This window comes from Singulisphaera chitinilytica, from assembly GCF_049331405.1.
In the GTDB taxonomy this organism is placed as follows: Bacteria; Planctomycetota; Planctomycetia; order Isosphaerales; family Isosphaeraceae; genus PoT.
Map to the genome: position 1 here is coordinate 6482800 of NZ_CP186274.1, position 16677 is coordinate 6499476.

Genomic DNA, 16677 nt, shown 5'->3' on the forward strand with positions numbered 1-16677 from the left:
GGTCCCCCCATTGCCGCCGGTGCCGATCACCCAGAGGAAGGTCTGCAAAACCCCCATGTGGATCGTCAAGCTAGCACTGCGCCGGCCGTATACGTTCGTGGTGATGTCGATGCTGATCGTCGTGCTCTGCGGCGTGACGCTCACCCGCATGCCGGTCGACATCTTCCCGGAGATCAACATCCCGGTCGTCGCGGTGGTATGGACCTACCCCGGCATGTCGCCGGACGAGATGGAGAAGCGGATCGTCACGATCCACGAGCGGGCGATGACCACGACGGTCAACGACATCGAGCACATCGAGTCCCAGTCGCTCGTCGGCGTGAGCGTCATCAAGGTCTTCTTCCAGCCGGGGGCGAAGATCGAGGCGGGGGTGGCGCAGGTCAACGCGATCAGCAACGCCGTGTTGCGAGTCCTCCCGCCGGGCATCACGCCGCCGTTCATCGTGCGGTTCAGCGCTTCGAACGTGCCGATCTTGCAGATGGGCATCGGCGGCGAGGGGATCTCCGAGCAACAGTCCTACGACCTCGCCCAGAACTTCATCCGGACCCAGCTCGCGACCGTGCAAGGGGCCCAGGTCCCCCTGCCGCTCGGCGGCAAGCCGCGTCAGGTGATGGTCGACCTCGACCCCGAGGCCCTCTACGCCAACAATTTATCCCCATCCGACGTCTCGCTCGCCATCAACGCCCAGAACCTGATCTTGCCGGCGGGCTCGGCGAAGATCGGCCCCCGCGATTATCAGGTGCAGATCAATAGCTCCCCCGATGTGATCGAGGCCCTCAACGACCTGCCGATCAAGCACGTCGGGAGCGCGACGATCCATATACGCGACGTCGCCCACGTACGAGACGGTGCGGCGGTGCAGACGAACATCGTGAACAAGGACGGCAAGCGTGGCAGCCTGCTGACGATCCTGAAGTCGGGGGCGGCGTCGACGATCGACGTGGTCGCCCGCGTCAAGGCGGCGATGCCCCTGATTCGAGGGAGCTTGCCCGACGCCTTGCAGACCGACTTCCTCTTCGACCAGTCGGTCTTCGTGGAGTCGTCGATCGAGGGGGTGCTGCACGAGGCCGCCATCGCCGCCTTCCTGACGGGGTTGATGATCCTCCTCTTCCTGGGGAGTTGGCGGAGCACCCTGATCGTCACGATCTCGATCCCGCTGTCGATCATGATCTCGATCCTGATCCTGGCGGCCCTCGGGCACACGATCAACACGATGACCCTGGGCGGCATGGCCCTGGCGGTCGGCATCCTCGTCGATGACGCGACGGTCGAGATCGAGAACATCCACCGGAACCTCGCGATGGGCAAGCCGCTCAAGCGGGCGATCCTCGACGGTGCCGAGCAGATCGCCGTGCCGGCGTTCGTCTCGACGCTCGCCATCTGCATCGTGTTCATCCCCGTCTCGTTCCTCTCGGGTGCGGCCCAGTCGCTGTTCACGCCGCTCGGCATGGCGGTCGTCTTCGCGATGATGGCCTCGTACTTCCTCTCCCGTACGCTCGTGCCGACGATGATCAACTACCTCCTCGGCAAGGAGGTCGAGCTGTATCGCCAGAACGCCCACGAGCTCGAGGAGGAAGGGATCCACGTCGACTACGAGCCGGAGCTCGACGAGAACGGCCTGCCGAAGCCCCCGGCCAAGGGGGACATCTTCTGGCGGATCCACCGGGCCTTCAATCATCAGTTCGAGAAGTTCCGGAACGTCTATACCTGGATGCTCTCCTGGGCCCTCGAGAATCGCGGTTTCGTCTGCCTGGCGTTCGCGATCTTCGTCGGCGGGACGTCGCTGCTCTTCAAGGAGCTCGGCCAGGACTTCTTCCCGACGGTCGACGCCGGCCAGATCCGGATGCACGTGCGGGCCCCGTCGGGCACGCGGCTCGAGGAGACCGAACGCCTCTTCGCGAGGATCGAGTCGATCGTCCGCGAGGTCATCCCCAAGGACGAGGTGAAGACGATCCTCAACAACATCGGGCTGCCGTCCAACGGCATCAACCTCGCGTATGGCGACTCGTCGACCATCGGGGCGGCCGACGGCGAGATGCTCATCGCCCTGACGAAGGAACATCACCCGACGCCCGAATACGTGGACAAGCTCCGCAAGACGCTGACGCACGACCTGCCCGAGGCCTCGTTCGCCTTCCAGCCGGCCGACATCGTCGGGCAGATCCTCAACTTCGGCCTGGCGGCCCCGATCGACGTCCAGATCAGCGGCAACCGCCGGGACGAGAACTACAAGATCGCCCGCCGGATCGAGAAGGAAGTCGCCAAGATCCCCGGGGCCGTCGACGTCCGGGTCCACCAGATCGTCGACTCGCCCAAGCTCCAGATCAACGTGGACCGGACCCGGGCCGAGCGCGTCGGGATGACCCAGCGCGACGTGGCGAACAGCCTCCTCGTCTCGCTCAGCTCGAGCGGCCAGGCGGCTCCCAACTACTGGATCGACCCCCGCAACGGCGTGAACTACCCGGTGGCCGTGCAGACGCCTCAGCACCTCATCGACTCGGTCGAGGCCCTGAGGAACACGCCGATCATCGCCCCGAACGCGTCGATGGACTCGGCGCAGCTCCTGACGAACGTGGCGGACGTCGAGCGCGGGCAGTCGCCGGCGAGCGTGAGCCACTACAACGTCCAGCCCGTCTACGACGTCTTCGCGGGCGTCCAGGGGCGCGACCTCGGAGCCGTGGCGAATGACCTCTACAAGGTGATCGACGAGATCGCCGGGCCCGTCGACCCCGCGACCGGCCTGCGGACCAAGCTACCCAAGGGCTCGAAGCTGACGGTCCGCGGCCAGGTGGAGAGCATGCAGTCGTCGTTCCGAGGCCTGGCCTTCGGCCTGGTCTTCGCGGTGATGCTGGTTTATCTCTTGATGGTCGTGAACTTCCAGTCGTGGCTCGACCCGTTCATCATCCTCTGGGCCTTGCCGGGGGCGATCTCGGGCATCATCTGGATGCTCTTCGTGACGCAGACGACGTTGAGCGTCCCCTCGCTGATGGGGGCGATCATGTGCATCGGCGTCGCGACGGCGAACAGCATCTTGATGGTGACGTTCGCCAATAGCCGACGGCTCGTGGGTGACGACGCCCTGACGGCGGCGCTCGCCGCGGGCAGGACCCGGCTCCGCCCCGTCGTGATGACGGCCCTCGCCATGATCATCGGCATGCTGCCCATGTCGCTGGGCGTGGGCGAGGGCGGCGAGCAGAATGCCCCCCTCGGCCGCGCGGTGATCGGCGGCCTGACCGTGGCGACCTTCGCCACCCTGTTCTTCGTCCCCGTCATCTACAGCCTACTTCGGCGGACGCCGCCGAAATTCCAGTCGGAGGAGGATTGATCCCGTGACCACGGCGAATCTCGTCTCGGAATCCGAGCACAAAGGACACCGCGTCCTCGTCGAGCAGCCTGCGCCCGCTCGCAGGAAGGCCCGAGTCCTGCCCGCCCTGGCCGTCATCCTCCTCGGCGGCTCCTCGATGGCGGGACTCTATTACCTGGGCATCACGCCCAAACGTGAGCAGCGCGCGTCGCTGTTCGCGGAGACGACCAAGGCCATGGAGAGCCGGCCCCGCGTGAACGTGGCGATCCCGTTCCACCGCGACAAGCCGGCCGACCTGACCCTGCCGGCCGACATCAAGCCGTTCCAGGAGACGGATATCTTCGCCCGAACCGACGGATACCTGAAGAAGTACCTCGTGGACATCGGCGACAAGGTCGAAGCGGGCGCCCTGCTCGCCGAGATCGACACCCCCGAGCTCGATCAGGAGCTGAAGCAGGCCCAGGCCACCTTGCTGCAGTCGAAGGCCAATCGCGACCTCGCCCTCTCCCGGCTCGACCTGGCCCGGATCACCCTCCGCCGCACCCAGATGCTCATGGCACGCGGGGCCGAGACCCAGCAGGTGCTCGACCAGAACTCCGCCGAGTACAAGTTCGCCGAGGCGAGCGTCGCGACGGCCGAGGCCGACATCGCCGCCAAGGAAGCGAGCTCCCACCGGCTGGCCGAGCTCCAGAAGTTCCAGAAGATCTACGCGCCTTATAGCGGGACGATCACCGCGAGGAACATCTATCTCGGCGACCTCATCAGCGTCGGGATGGCCCGGCCCCTGTTCCGGATCTCACAGACCGACCGCCTGAAGGTCTACGCCAGCGTGCCCCAGGCGAACGTCACGCACATCAAGACCGGGCAGACGGTCGAGGTGCTCGTCCGCGAGTATCCCAACCGCGTGTTCGTCGGCAAGGTCGAGCGCACCGCGGGGGCCATCGACACGGCGTCGAGGACGCTCCTGACCGAGATCCTCCTGCCCAATCCCGACGGGGCCTTGTACTCGGGCATGTACGTGAAGGTGCGCTTCGACGACGCCGGCGGACGCCCCCTGCTCGTCCCCGCGACGACCCTCGTCATCAACACTCTGGGCACGCGCGTCGCGGTCGTCGATCAGACCGAGTCGCTGCGTTATCAGAACGTGCAGCTCGGCCGCGACTACGGCAAGGAAGTGGAGATCCTCCAGGGCCTCTCCGGCAACGAGCGTCTCATCCTCAATCCCACCGAGAACCTCGCCGAGGGCGTGAAGGTCGAGGCCACGCCGATGCCCGCGGCCCCAGCTCAGGGCTGAGCCTCGCCCGGGGAACGATCGCGTACAGGGAGAGCGGCTTTCGCCCCGAGACTCCATCTCGGGGCGATGGTCCGACTCTCCCTTTCGTGTTTCAATATGACAATAGCCGTGAATTGTGATCCCGCGTGAATCGTAATCGTGCGCGGACACGATTCACGCTAGCAGGTGATCGTCTGGAGATGTCCCGGGGTATGCCGCTGGCGAGGGGGTCAGCGGCTCGAAGCCTCTTTGGGCCGCTTGAGGTGGTTGCGGGCGTCGTCGAGGAGCCCGAGCTTGATCGGGAAGTGAGGGCGGCCGAGGGCCGAGCGGGCGAGGTCGTTGCGGACGGCTCGACGGCGACGGAACGAGGGGACCTCGCGAATGGCGTCGAGCTTGCCCATCAGGAACGGTTTGGCCCGGCCGCGGAGGAGTCGCCACAAGCCCTGGGCCGACACGAAGGCCAGGTGCGGCAGCATCGCCGCGCAGAGCCATCTGAGCGGCAGGTCGGTCCAGAAGAGGATCTCGGCGTTCCGCGACATCCGGCGCTGGAGCGCGGGGCGGCCGTGGTCATAGCTGGCCGAGACCTCGTGCAGGATCCGCGAGGTCGGTGCGTAGACGCACGAGTACCCCGCCCATCGCAGGCGAAAGGCGAGGTCGACGTCTTCATAATACGACCCGAATGATGGGTCATAGGCGCCGACGGCGCGAAGCACGTCGGCCCGGTAGAAGGCGCTCGAGCCGCTGGCGCCGAAGACGGGTCCGGAGGGATGCTCTTCCCAGAGGCTCGAAGGCTCGCCGTGCCCTCGCTTGCTCGGCCAGCCGACGATCGCGTAGCTGTCGCCGGCGGAGTCGACGCGGGAGGGGTCGGAACGGACCAGCACTAAAGGCGCGACCGAGCCGACCTGCGGGTCGGAGAACGGGGCGAGCCCCGCCTCGATCCAGCCTGCGGTCACCTCGGTGTCATTGTTCAGGAGCTGGATGAATTCGCCTCGCGCGGCCGCGATCCCGGCATTGGACGACGCGCAGAAGCCGCCGTTTTGCTCGAGGCGGACGTACCGCACCCAGGGGTGAGTGTCGGCGATCCACTGGGCGGTGCCGTCGGTCGAGGCGTCGTCGGCGACGACGACCTCGACGGCTAGGTCTCTCGGCAGATGTCGCTGGATGCTGGCGAGGCAGATTTCCAGCAGCGCCCGCCCGTTATAGGTCGGGATGACGACCGAGCAGACCGGGTGCGTCATCGAGCCGACTCCGGCCTTCGTGCCGGGGCCGCCCCTTTCCAGGAGATCTTGCCCCAGGCGACGTGCTGGATCGTCATCAGCAGGATCCGGAAGTCGAGCAGGAACGACCAACGCTGGATGTAGTCGAGGTCGTACTGGATCCGCTTGCGGAGCGACGTGCGGCCTCGCCAGCCGTGGACCTGGGCCCAGCCGGTCATGCCGCCGGGGACGGCGTGGCGGAGGTCGTAGTCGGGCACGGTCTCGCGGAACTGCTCGACGAAGACCGGGCGCTCGGGGCGGGGCCCGACGAGGCTCATCTCCCCCTTGAGCACGTTGAAAAGCTGGGGAAGCTCGTCGATATTGGTTCGCCGCAGCCATGCGCCGACCTTGGTGCAGCGGGCGTCGTGGTTGGAGGCCCAGATGGGGCCCGTGTTCCCCTCGGCGTCGCGCCTCATGCTCCGAAACTTGAACATGCCGAACGTCTGACCGCCCTTGCCCACGCGGACCTGCCGATAGAAGATCGGCCTGCCGGCGCTGATCAGGATGGCGATCGACACGACCGCGAAGAGCGGCGAGAGCAGGAACAGGCCGATGCCCGCGCCGACGACGTCGGAGGCTCGCTTGGCGAGCCGGTCCCACTGGATCGGCCAGGCGGGGGCCGGCCCTGCGAGCGTGCTGTCGTTCTGGAGGACGTCGACGCCGCCGGCGTCCCGGTTGATCCAGTGGACGGCCACGTCGGGGTTGTTGAGGAGGGCGATCCGCCGTCGCAGGCGAGAGGCGGGGCGTCCGGAGAGGGCGATGACCACGTGCGTGGCGCGGGAGCGGTCGACGAGCTCGTCGAGCCGGTCGATGCCGCCGAGCACGGGGACGGGGTTGTTCTGGGAGTGGACGGCGAGCTGGCGGCCGCGCCCGATCCCCCCGGAGTCGCGCGTGTGCCCGGCGTCGATGAAACCGACGACCGGTAGGCCCGCCCAGGGGCCTTGCCCCAGGCTCCGAGCCAGGCGGCGACTGTCCCGACGAGCCCCCACGATCAAGACGCGTCCGGTCGCAGGACGGCTCAGGCGCCGTACCCTTCCGGTGAGTTCAAGAGGATTGTTCATGGGTTCCCAACCGATCCCTCGGTCTCGGGACCAGGGACGCGAGCCAATCCGGGCCCGAGCCCGGCACGCCCCCAATCGGTCTCCCGGAGTCATCTGGCCTTCCATGGCAGGCTTCCCCGAGAAATGACTCAAGCTCTTCCATCGACCGAACCGACGCATTGTTTGAGTATTTTCGATAAACTTATCGAAGCTCTTCCGCATCCAGATACCGGTGGGGTCGATTGCGTGGATTCGAACGGGCACACGATCGAGGCCCCTCATGCCGGGGGAAAACCGTGGGTGACGGTCGTCATCGTCAACTACAACAGTTGGCCAGACGTCCGCCGCCTCGTGCTCGGACTGGCCGAGACTCCCGAGGTGGCCCGGGGTGACTGCGAGGTCGTCGTCGTCGACAATGCCTCCAGGGGCGAGGTCCCTCCCGAACTGCCGCGGCTCGAACCGAGGGTCCGCCTCGTCCTGAGGCCGGATAACGGCGGCTTTTCCGTCGGGGTCAACGCGGGCTGGAAGGCTTCGAACAGCCCCTGGATCCTCGTCCTGAACCCGGACATCGTGATCCCCGAAGGACGCCTCGGCCCGATCGTGGCCAGGGCGCGACACTTCGCGGAGAATCCCCGGGACGCGCCCGGGATCATCGGGTTCGGACTTAGAAACTCGGACGGCAGCCCCCAGCCCTCGGTCGGAGCCTTCCCCAACCTGGTCCGGACGGTCTGGGAGCAGTTGATACCCCGATCCCGGAGGAATTACCAGCCCGGTTGGCGAATCCAGGCCGGACCGGTCGATTGGTTGACCGGGGCCTGCGTCCTGATGAACGGTCGGATGCTGGAGTCGGTCGGCGGGATGGATGAAGACTTCTTCCTCTATTACGAAGAAGTGGCCCTCTGTCGCGCCTCGAAGAACCTGGGATGGCGGGTCGAATACGACCCGAGCGTGGAGGTGATCCACCTACATCCCTTGCAAAATCGGGCGATTTCCTCCAAGATGCGGGTCATCACCAGGCACAGCAAGCTGCTTTATTTCCGCAAACACTTGCCAGAATGGCAATTTCGCACGCTCGCCGGGGTCGTCAAGGCCGAGGCGGCGGTGCGAGCCTTGACGTGTCGGATGCTAGGGAAGGCCGAAGAACTCAGAGCGTGGCGGATGATCGCGCGGGTGGCCCAGGCCATCCTCGCCGGCGTCGAGCCCCGGGGTCGCGAAGTGTTGATGCTGGCCGAGTCCATCTCGGAGCCCGACAGCGAACCCGAATCGGAGCCTGCAACGAAACCGGCGACGATCATCTCGGCAGGGACGCGGCGTGGGCGCTAATGATTCGGCGTCTGCCCACCAACCACGAAAGGACGGACCGGCGTGTCGCTGATTCAACACGGGATTCGCGTCGGGCTCTTGATGGCCGGCGCGACGTTCCTGTTTACGTGGTTGAACTATCACTCCGAAGTGACGTTCGCCGACGGCCTCCGCTATATCAAGCAGGCCGAACGGATCGAGAAGGGGGCGTGGTCGGAAGGCCTGGTACGGTCGGTCGACCACCCGGTCCACCCGATCGCGATCGCCACCGTCCACCGGATCTTCGGCGGCGAGGGCCCGGTCTCGTGGCAGCGCGCCGCCCAGGTCGTCGCCATCGCGAGCTGCGTCCTGCTGGTGATTCCCCTTTATATGCTCGGCCTGGAGATGTTCGGGCCGACGGCCGCCTGGCTCGGGACGCTCTTATTCATCGCGAACCCGATACTCGCGTTCGTGGTGATCAACGTCCTGAGCGAGTCGACGTTCCTCTTCTTCTGGACCATGGGCCTCTGGGCGGCCCTGCGCTTCCTGCGTGAGGGCAAGTTCCTCTGGCTCCCACTCACGATCGCCTTCGGCGCAGTCGCCTACCTCGCGAGGCCGGAAGGGCTCCTGCTCCCCCTGACGCTGGTGGTTACCCTGCTGCTGCTCCCCCTGCACTGGAGTACCCGGATCCATTGGCCTCGCTGGTGGGCGGCGGTCGGGTTCATGGTCATCGGCCCCTTGCTCCTGGTCGGGCCTTACATCGCTTCAAAGGGAGGCCTCGGGACGAAGCCCTCGATCGCCAGGCTGATCGGGACCACGCCCGCCTCGGCCCCGCAGGCGCTCGAGCGTGAGCGCCCCCTCTCGGCCGATCAGACGGTCCTGGAGACATATCGCCAGTCGACGCGCCGGATGTGGAAGGTCGTGCGCACGTCGGTCTCGACCCCCTTGCTGGCGGCGGCCGTGCTCGGGATCTTCGCGGTACGGCCCTGGTCGTCGCGCGCCCAGGTCTGGCTCTTCCTGACGATCATGCTCGCGGCCTCGGCGGTTGGGCTGATCCGCCTGCACGCGACCGGCGGTTATTGCACGGTCAGGCATGCGATGATCCCCTGCCTGCTGCTGACGATGGCCGCGGCCAACGGGCTGAGCTGGCTGATGCAATCGGTCGTGATCCCGGGCAAGTGGTTCGGGCGCGGCGAGGAGCGGTTCAAGCTCGGGCCGGCGGTCTGGGCGGTCGTGCTGGCGGCCCTCGTGGTGACGCCCCACGTCAAGGCGATGACGCCGTTCGGCGGCAGCTTCGCCGCCTATCGCGACGCGGGAGACTGGCTCGCGCAGGAGACGGCGGACAAGCCCGGCAAGGTCCTCGACCTGACGAACTGGGCCCTCTACTTCAGCGACAAGCCCGGCCTGCAATTCGCCGACATCCACGACGCCCGCTGGGATCCGAACACCCGATGGGTCGTCGTCCGGGGGGCCCACCTCCGCGGCCGATGGAACTACATCCCCCTCGTCAAGGAACTGATCGGCAATCGCGAGCCGATCATGGTCATCCCCCCGCACGCCGCGCCGAAGCAGATCCAGCTCCGGATCTACGACCGCTCGATGCCCAAACCCGAGGCGGTCGCCGCCAAGCCGGCCCCGCCGACCAGGGCCGGTGGACCGTCCGAGCCCTTGAAGCGCTAAAACGTTGACAAGAAGTGCGGCGACGCACTTGTGAATTCGAGGGAGATCCTCATCGCGGGGTCTCCCTCGAGCGATCGAAGCCCGGCCGGTCTTCCCCAAGGATGGGGTCTGCGACACCGGCGGGGCTGCGAGACGATGCCCGGGGCCAGGCCCCGGATGCGTCGACTCGCAACAAGGAGGTAGATCGCCGATGCGCATTGCCTGGTTCTCGCATCGCTATTATCCCTGCATCGGGGGCTCCGAGAACTATGGCCGGGCCATGGTTCGTCGGTTCGTGGAGACGGGGCATGAGGCCGACGTCTTCACCACGAATGCGCACGACCTCTGGTACTTCACCGACCCGACGCGCAAGCAGGTCGACGCCCCCCGCGTCTCCAGGGTCGATGGTGCCCGCGTCGAGCGGCTCCCCGTGCGCCACTTCCCGCTCCAGCGCTATTTCGGCAAGCTCGCGAGCTACGCCCCGCACTGGCCGACGCGATGCCGCACGGCCTCTTATATGCCGATATTGCCGAGCCTGAATGAGATCAGGGGGGAGTATGACGCCGTCTTCGCCGTCGCCTTCCCCTACACGGTCTTCTCTTACGCCGCGCTCAGGCTGGCGAGATCCTCCGGGGCCCCCCTGATCCTGACCCCCTTCCTCCACCTGTCGACCCCCGGCGACCCCGTGAATCGGGGCTACACCAAGTCGCACCAGAGGCGACTTCTGCGCGAGGCGGACCTCGTGGTCGTCCCGACCGAGCGTGAGGCGAGCGTCATCAACGGCTGGAAAGTGCCGAGGGACCGGATCCTCACCATGGGCATGGCCGTCGAGCACGAGGCCGTGACCGGCGGCGATCGCGAAGGGTTCCGCAACCGGCTCTCGATCCCGGCCGACGCCAGGGTCGTCGGCCACCTGGCCACGCTCGACCCCAACAAGGGGAGCATCGACCTCGTCCACGCGGTCGCGCGTTTGAACGAGACCCGCGCGGATCAGCCGATCCGGCTCGTCATGGCCGGGGCCAGCTCGCCGCACTTCGAGCAGTTCCTGGCCGAGTACCCCGGCGGCATCCCGAGCTGGCTGATCGTGACGGGCACGCTGAGTACCGAAGACCGAGCAAATCTTTTCGCGGCGATGGACGTCTTCTCGATGCCCTCTCGCACAGACTCCTACGGGATCGTCTTCCTCGAGGCCTGGGCCAACGGCCTGCCCGTGGTCGCCGCCGACGCGGGGGGCGTCCCCGAGGTCGTCAAGCATGAGCAGAATGGCCTGCTCGTCCCGTTCGGAGCCGTCGACGAGCTGTCTCAAGCCCTGGCTCGCTACGTCGACGACCCCGAGCACGCGAGGACCGTGGGTGAAGCCGGCAGGGAGGGGATCGCCCGGGGATTCACCTGGGATGATCGCTTCCGCACCCTCTACGCCCAGACGCAACTGGCCATCAGCCGTCGTCGGAGGCGGGCGCCGGGGATGAAGGACGTCGCATAGCCCCATCCCGGCGCGGGGTGTTCTATCGGCCGCCAGGCGCCGATCAGGCGCTCTGGCGGAATCGGCGGAACTTGAGGATCAGGTTCTTCCAGGGCTTTCCGGAACCCTCGATCGGCTTGACCGCGGCCTGTGGCCTCGAGGCGTGGAACCAGCCCGCGATCGTGGGGATGTGCGGGCAAGGGATCGTCTCGACGTCGAAGCCCGACTCTCTCAGCTTGGCCGCGATGTCCTCGTGGATGTAGCGGTCGTGCCCTTCTACCTTCGCGTGCTCGGGCATCTTGTGGAAGAAGTGGTCTTCGCCCGGACCGTAGTCGTAGTTGTCCGCGAAGTTGTGATATTCGCCCGTGATGCTATCGATCAGGTGAAGGGTCTTCGACGTGAAGAGGATCGGGAACTCCGACCCCTCGCAGTCGATCTTCATCAGCCTTATCCGCTTCTTGCCGTTCTCGGTGAGCCGGAGCACGACCTCGTCGAAGGAGACCGCCTCGACGGGCTCGCCGCGATTGGCGTCGATCACGTGCCCCGCCGACTCATTCTCGCCTTCGAATGACGTGAATGAGAGGGTCTTCACGACCCGGTCGGATCGCCAGACCGCCTGATTATAGAGGGTGACGCGCCCTTGGTAACTGGCGAGGTTCTGACTCGCGCAGTCATAATTTTTCGAGAATGGCTCGAAGCCGTGGACGTGGTTGGCGCCCCGCTCGAGTGCCGCGAAGCAGAAGCTGCCGATATGTGCACCGATGTCGAGGACGATGTCGTCGGGCCCGAACGCGTCGGGCAGGCGGTATTCGTTGCCGTAGATGACCCCGCCGAAGACTTGCTCGTCGGTCGAACCCGGCCGGAAAACGAAGGGATGACTCATCAGACCTCCTTGTCTGACCAATCTCGACTTGGTTCGGAAGGATCGGATTCCCCCGAGTCGGAAAAACGATACAGGTTTCTTCAATCCTCCGGAAGCCCAGTAGGCCATGCTTCCGGCTTTGTTCTTCGGCCGGAAATCCAGGAATGACCGGACCATTCGACGATCGGCCTTGGGTTCGACCCGAGTTTGGGGAACGTGTGCGGACGGGATTCGCCGATCCCACCTTGGGGCGTCGAGTCTCGAGGTTATCTCGAGATCGGTAAGACATTTGCAGCCTCGCGATAGCGCGGCCACGACATTCGTCACGTTGGCGCGTTGGGAGGGACCACGCAACATGCGATTACCATCCAGGTCGAAGCTTGCGAAGCTCGCGGGGATCGGGCTCGCCCTGATCGCCGTGGCGCTGGGCTGCGTCTACTTCTGGGTGATCCCCGCGGTGATCGTCCAGGAGATCCAATCGAGGCTCGATGGCAAGGTCACGATCCGTGGCTGGTGGCTCAACGGCACGTCGGCCGGCGTGCGCGGGCTGACCCTCCACGAGGGGGCCGCGCTCGACTCCCCGGTCTGGCTCACGGTCGAGAAAGTCGGCACCGACTTGACCCTCGGCGGCCTGCTCCGCGGCCGGTTCACGCCGGGCAAGGTGAAGGTGACGGCCCCTCGCGTGACCTTCCGGCTCGATCGCGAGGGGCACTTCCTCAACCTGCCGAAGGTCAAGGGGGATGGCGGCGTCTCGGGCACGCTCCCGAGCATCGAGACCTCCCAGGCCCGGATCACCTTCCGCCGCGAGGATCGCCCCGTCGACATGGTCGTCTCGGGCGTCGAGGCCACCCTCGCCCCCGACGCCGACGGCAAGACCCTCAAGCTCGTCGGCGAGGCGCGCGACCCCTACTGGGGGAACTGGAACTCGACCGGCGACATCGAGCTCTCCGCCTCGACGCAGGGCAAGATCATCTTCACCGGCAAGCGCATCATCACCGACCCGGAGCGGATGACCCGCGTCGTCTTCATCCCTAAGGAAGCCTTCGAGCACGTCGCGCCGCAGGGCTCGGTCGACCTCTCGGTGGAACTCGATTGGGAGACGAACCCGGTCCCCGTGCTGCATACGAAGACGGTCGTCAAGCTCCTCGAATCGTCCGCGAAGTTCCCGAGCATGGACCTCGAGACGACGCAGACCCAGGGGACGATCCGCGTCGACGACGGCGTGCTCCGCCTCGAGTCGGCCCGAGGCCAGGCCCTCGGCGGCCAGGTCGAGGCGAATGGCTCGCTCGACTTCGGCAAGACTCCGCCGCAGGTGGCGCTCGACCTGACCATGATCGGCATCGACGTCGTCAAGACGCCCCCGTCCTGGCAACTGAAAGAGGCGGAGATCACCGGCAAGCTGACGGGCAAGGTGGCGCTCCGGGCCTCGCTCGACCCGGCGGGCGTCGACCTCTCCGGATCCTCGGGAGAGGCCGTCGTCGAGGGGGGCACCGTGCAGGGCATCCCGGTGAAGTCCCTCAAGCTCGCCATGCACGCCGAGGGCTCCGACCTCCAGTTCGACGCCAAGAATCCGGGGACCTCGAGCGATCGCCGGCCCTCGCGCGACGATTCGATCGCGTCGGTGTCGTCCGCAGGCCCGGCTATCACAGGAGCCGTCCAGGTGATCCGCACGGCCTTCATCGCCGAGGCCCAGGATCCGCCGCAGCAGGCCCGACCGCAGCCCGAGCCTCCGCAGTCACAGCCCCAGCCTGAGGCCAAGACGGATGAACCCGCGCCCAAGGCGTCCAAGCCCAAATTCGGGGGCTTCCACCTGCCGAAGTCGATCTCCACGCAGATCGAGCTCGAGGACGTGGATGTCCAGCAACTGATCGTCAAGGCGCAAGCCCTCGTCGGACTCCCCTTGCCGATCCCGATCACGGGCAAGCTCTCCATCAAGGCCGACGCGACAGTCCCCCTGGGGACGATCAGGGACGTGAAGACATATGCATTTCATGGAGACTTGACGCTCAAGGGGGCGTCGATCGACAAGGTCGACTTCGGGCTCCTGACCGCCCGGATCGACCTCACGGAAGGGGTCCTCGAGCTGAAGAAGCTCCGGGGCGTGCTGGTCGACCGCCCCGACGGCGGGCCCGACAACCCCCCGCCGCCGACCCAGGCCGCGGCGATCCCGACCGAAGGCCCCCTGCCCTCCGGCGGCTTCCGCTGCGACCTCCGCGCCGAGGTCGCCCCGCTGGGCAAGCTGACGGTCGCCGTCGAGGGGAATGAGCTGCCAGTCGGCGAGCTGGCCGCCCCCGTCCTGCCGAGGCCCACGCCGGCCTCCGGCAAGCTGACCCTCCAGCTCTCGGCCGACACGAACCTGAGCACCGCGACCGACCCGGCCTCGTGGTCGGCATCGGGCAAGGCCGAGAGCGTCAGGCTCACCTATCAGGCGACGTCGCTGGATCGCGTCTCGTTCGACTTCGGGCTCAAGGATTCGCGCCTGAGCGTCCCGAGGCTCGAGGCCAGGCTCGCCGACAAGCCCTTGAACGGGAAGGCCGAGATCGGGCTGGCGGCTCCTTATGCGTACAACGGCAACCTCGACGTCGCCGGCTGGGACCTCGCGAAGCTGAGCGGCCTGCTCCCCGCGCTCTCGGTGCCGACGTCCGTCTCGGGCGTCCTCACCGTCCACGCCGAGGCCAAGGGGACGATGAATCCGTCGGTGCTCGAGACACTGGGACAGGGGCAAGTCGCCGACTTCCAGGTCGGCGCGATCCCCCTCTCCTCGGTCCCCTTCCGCTGGAAGACCGAGGACAACGCGATCGTGATCTCCGACGTGAGCGCGAAGCCCTTCGGCGGCCAGATCACCGCCGAGGCCAGGGTGCCGATCTCGCTCGACAAGCCGGTCGAGGGCTCGGTGACGATCGCGGGGGTCGACACGGCCAAGCTGACGGAGGCCGCGCCCAGCCTCGACCTGAAGCTCTCGGGCAAGGCGGACGGCCGCATCGGCTTCGTCCTCCAGCCGCAGGCGAAGAAGCTCGACGCCGACGTCAAACTCAACTCCCCCGACCTGACGGTCCAGGGCCTCTCCGCCGAGAAGCTGAACGTCGTCGTCAAGGTCCAGGAGAACGTAGTCAAGTATGAGGTCACCGCCGACAGCCTCGGCGGCAAGGTGAAGTTCTTCGGCGACTTCCCGCTGAACTTCTCGCAGGACGGGGCCGCGCAGATCGCCCCCACCGGCGAGCTTCGATTCGTCGGCTTCCACCTCCAGCCGATCTGGAAGCTCCTGGGGACGGCCGGCGCCTTCGATCCGCTCTCGGGCCGAGGCGCCCTCAACGCCAACATCCGCCAGGTGTTCTCGGGCGCGGACAAGGGGCTCTGGGCCAGGGGCATCGTCGAGTTCCGCGACCTGGCCTGGGCTCGCAAGCTGGGTCTGGGGCAGCTCCGCGGGATCGTCGACATCTCGCCCTCGAGCGTGCGCGTCGATCCGATCAGCGGGGCGGTCCTGGGGGGGGCGGCGAGCGGCGTCGCCTGGGGGACGTATAATCCCACCGAGGCCCCTCGCGGCGGGTTTCGCGTGCGGATCGATCGGGCCGTGCTCCGCCAGCTCCTCGCCCCCTGGCCCGAACTGGCCCAGAACGCGACGGGGATCGCCACCATCCGGCTCAGCGGCGGGCTCGAGAAGGCTTTCTCAGCCTCGGGGGACGTCCAGCTCACCGACGCCAGGCTCGCGGGGGTGCCCGTCAGCAACCTGCATATCCCGGCCGAGCTCTCCTATGCTCCCGACGCCAGCCTGGGGACCGTCCACATCCGACAGGCCTCGGTCCGGCTCGCGGGGGGGCAGATCCGCGGCGAGGCGAATTTCCGGATCGGTCGCGACAGGACGTTCCAGGGCCAGGTCCAGCTCAACGGCGTCGACCTGCAGACCCTCGCCAGGATCAACTCCGACGCGGCCAAGGCCTCCTCGGGTCGGATCAACGGCCGGATCACGCTCTCGGGGCCCGATCCCACCGCCCCCCATCGCTATCGAGGCAAGGTTGACCTCGACCTCGACGACGCGTCGTTGCTGAACATCCCGGTCTTCCGCGAGATCGACCGCTTCCTGGGCGCGGCGAAGGGGGGGCTGTTCGAGGACGGCGACCTCTCCGGCACCATCGCGAACGGCCAGCTCATCGTCGAGTCGCTCTCGCTCCAGGGTCGGCTCGTGCAACTGCACGCCACGGGGACCGTGGGCTTCGACCAGCAGTTGAATCTCGAAGTGTTGATCAACACCAACCAGATCATCCCGGAGACCGGCCAGGCCCTCGTCTCGCTGATCCCCGGCCTGCGCGACACCATCGGCCGTCGCGACCAGGCGAGCCTCCAGGTGGCCAATTACCTCTCGAACCGCCTGCTCAAGCTCCGCGTCTCGGGGACGGTCAAGAACCCCACGGCGGCGCTCGATTCGTCGGTCCCCGTCGCCAACGCGGCCGTCGGATTCTTCTCCGGCGTCCTGAAGCTGCCCCTCGGATTCGTCAAGTAAGAGGGGGCCTCGCCGGCTCCATTTCAACAACCGGACGATCGC

9 protein-coding genes are annotated in these 16677 nt (G+C 66.8%); 6 read left to right on the forward strand and 3 right to left on the reverse strand.

Features of this window, described 5'->3' with window-relative positions; genetic code table 11:
- Positions 1-55: 55 nt before the first annotated feature.
- Together ACOYYX_RS25670 and ACOYYX_RS25675 are read left to right on the forward strand one after the other, a co-directional pair.
- On the forward strand, positions 56-3325 hold the full coding sequence (locus ACOYYX_RS25670; protein WP_422924985.1) for an efflux RND transporter permease subunit: 3270 nt from the start codon (positions 56-58) through the stop codon (positions 3323-3325).
- Between the two features lie 4 nt (positions 3326-3329).
- Positions 3330-4598, forward strand: coding sequence for an efflux RND transporter periplasmic adaptor subunit (locus ACOYYX_RS25675; protein ID WP_422924986.1), 1269 nt, complete (start codon positions 3330-3332; stop codon positions 4596-4598).
- A gap of 209 nt (positions 4599-4807) precedes the next feature.
- Here the strand turns inward: ACOYYX_RS25675 and ACOYYX_RS25680 are convergent, their stop codons facing one another.
- Positions 4808-5815: a glycosyltransferase family 2 protein gene (locus ACOYYX_RS25680; protein ID WP_422924988.1), complete on the reverse strand. Its 1008-nt coding sequence runs from the start codon at positions 5813-5815 to the stop codon at positions 4808-4810.
- The gene (locus ACOYYX_RS25685; protein WP_422924990.1) at positions 5812-6894 is read right to left on the reverse strand and encodes an exopolysaccharide biosynthesis polyprenyl glycosylphosphotransferase; all 1083 of its coding nucleotides are present in this window, start codon (positions 6892-6894) and stop codon (positions 5812-5814) included. The genes ACOYYX_RS25680 and ACOYYX_RS25685 overlap by 4 nt, the downstream gene beginning before the upstream one ends.
- A gap of 279 nt (positions 6895-7173) precedes the next feature.
- Here ACOYYX_RS25685 and ACOYYX_RS25690 point away from each other — a divergent pair, with 279 nt between their 5' ends.
- The 3 genes from ACOYYX_RS25690 to ACOYYX_RS25700 all read left to right on the forward strand — a co-directional run bounded on the left by ACOYYX_RS25690 (position 7174) and on the right by ACOYYX_RS25700 (position 11296).
- Positions 7174-8196, forward strand: coding sequence for a glycosyltransferase family 2 protein (locus ACOYYX_RS25690; protein ID WP_422924992.1), 1023 nt, complete (start codon positions 7174-7176; stop codon positions 8194-8196).
- 42 nt (positions 8197-8238) lie between these two features.
- Entirely contained in the window at positions 8239-9834 is a 1596-nt protein-coding gene (locus ACOYYX_RS25695) for an ArnT family glycosyltransferase (protein WP_422924994.1), read from the forward strand.
- A 190-nt stretch (positions 9835-10024) separates the two neighbouring features.
- Positions 10025-11296, forward strand: a complete 1272-nt coding sequence (locus ACOYYX_RS25700) for a glycosyltransferase family 4 protein (RefSeq protein ID WP_422924996.1) — start codon at positions 10025-10027, stop codon at positions 11294-11296.
- Between the two features lie 43 nt (positions 11297-11339).
- Here the strand turns inward: ACOYYX_RS25700 and ACOYYX_RS25705 are convergent, their stop codons facing one another.
- A complete protein-coding gene (locus ACOYYX_RS25705; RefSeq protein WP_422924998.1) occupies positions 11340-12158 on the reverse strand; it encodes an FkbM family methyltransferase in 819 nt (272 codons plus the stop codon).
- Positions 12159-12492: 334 nt separating this feature from the next.
- On the opposite strand from ACOYYX_RS25705, the gene ACOYYX_RS25710 reads away from it, so the two are divergent.
- Positions 12493-16635: an AsmA-like C-terminal region-containing protein gene (locus tag ACOYYX_RS25710; protein WP_422925000.1), complete on the forward strand. Its 4143-nt coding sequence runs from the start codon at positions 12493-12495 to the stop codon at positions 16633-16635.
- The last annotated feature ends 42 nt before the right edge of the window (positions 16636-16677 follow it).

Coding starts and splice junctions, on each gene's coding strand:
- ACOYYX_RS25670 (WP_422924985.1), top strand. CDS start 56: ATGTGGATCGTCAAGCTAGCACTGCGCCGGCCGTATACGTTCGTGGTG.
- ACOYYX_RS25685 (WP_422924990.1), bottom strand. CDS start 6,894: ATGAACAATCCTCTTGAACTCACCGGAAGGGTACGGCGCCTGAGCCGT.
- ACOYYX_RS25680 (WP_422924988.1), bottom strand. CDS start 5,815: ATGACGCACCCGGTCTGCTCGGTCGTCATCCCGACCTATAACGGGCGG.
- ACOYYX_RS25710 (WP_422925000.1), top strand. CDS start 12,493: ATGCGATTACCATCCAGGTCGAAGCTTGCGAAGCTCGCGGGGATCGGG.
- ACOYYX_RS25705 (WP_422924998.1), bottom strand. CDS start 12,158: ATGAGTCATCCCTTCGTTTTCCGGCCGGGTTCGACCGACGAGCAAGTC.
- ACOYYX_RS25700 (WP_422924996.1), top strand. CDS start 10,025: ATGCGCATTGCCTGGTTCTCGCATCGCTATTATCCCTGCATCGGGGGC.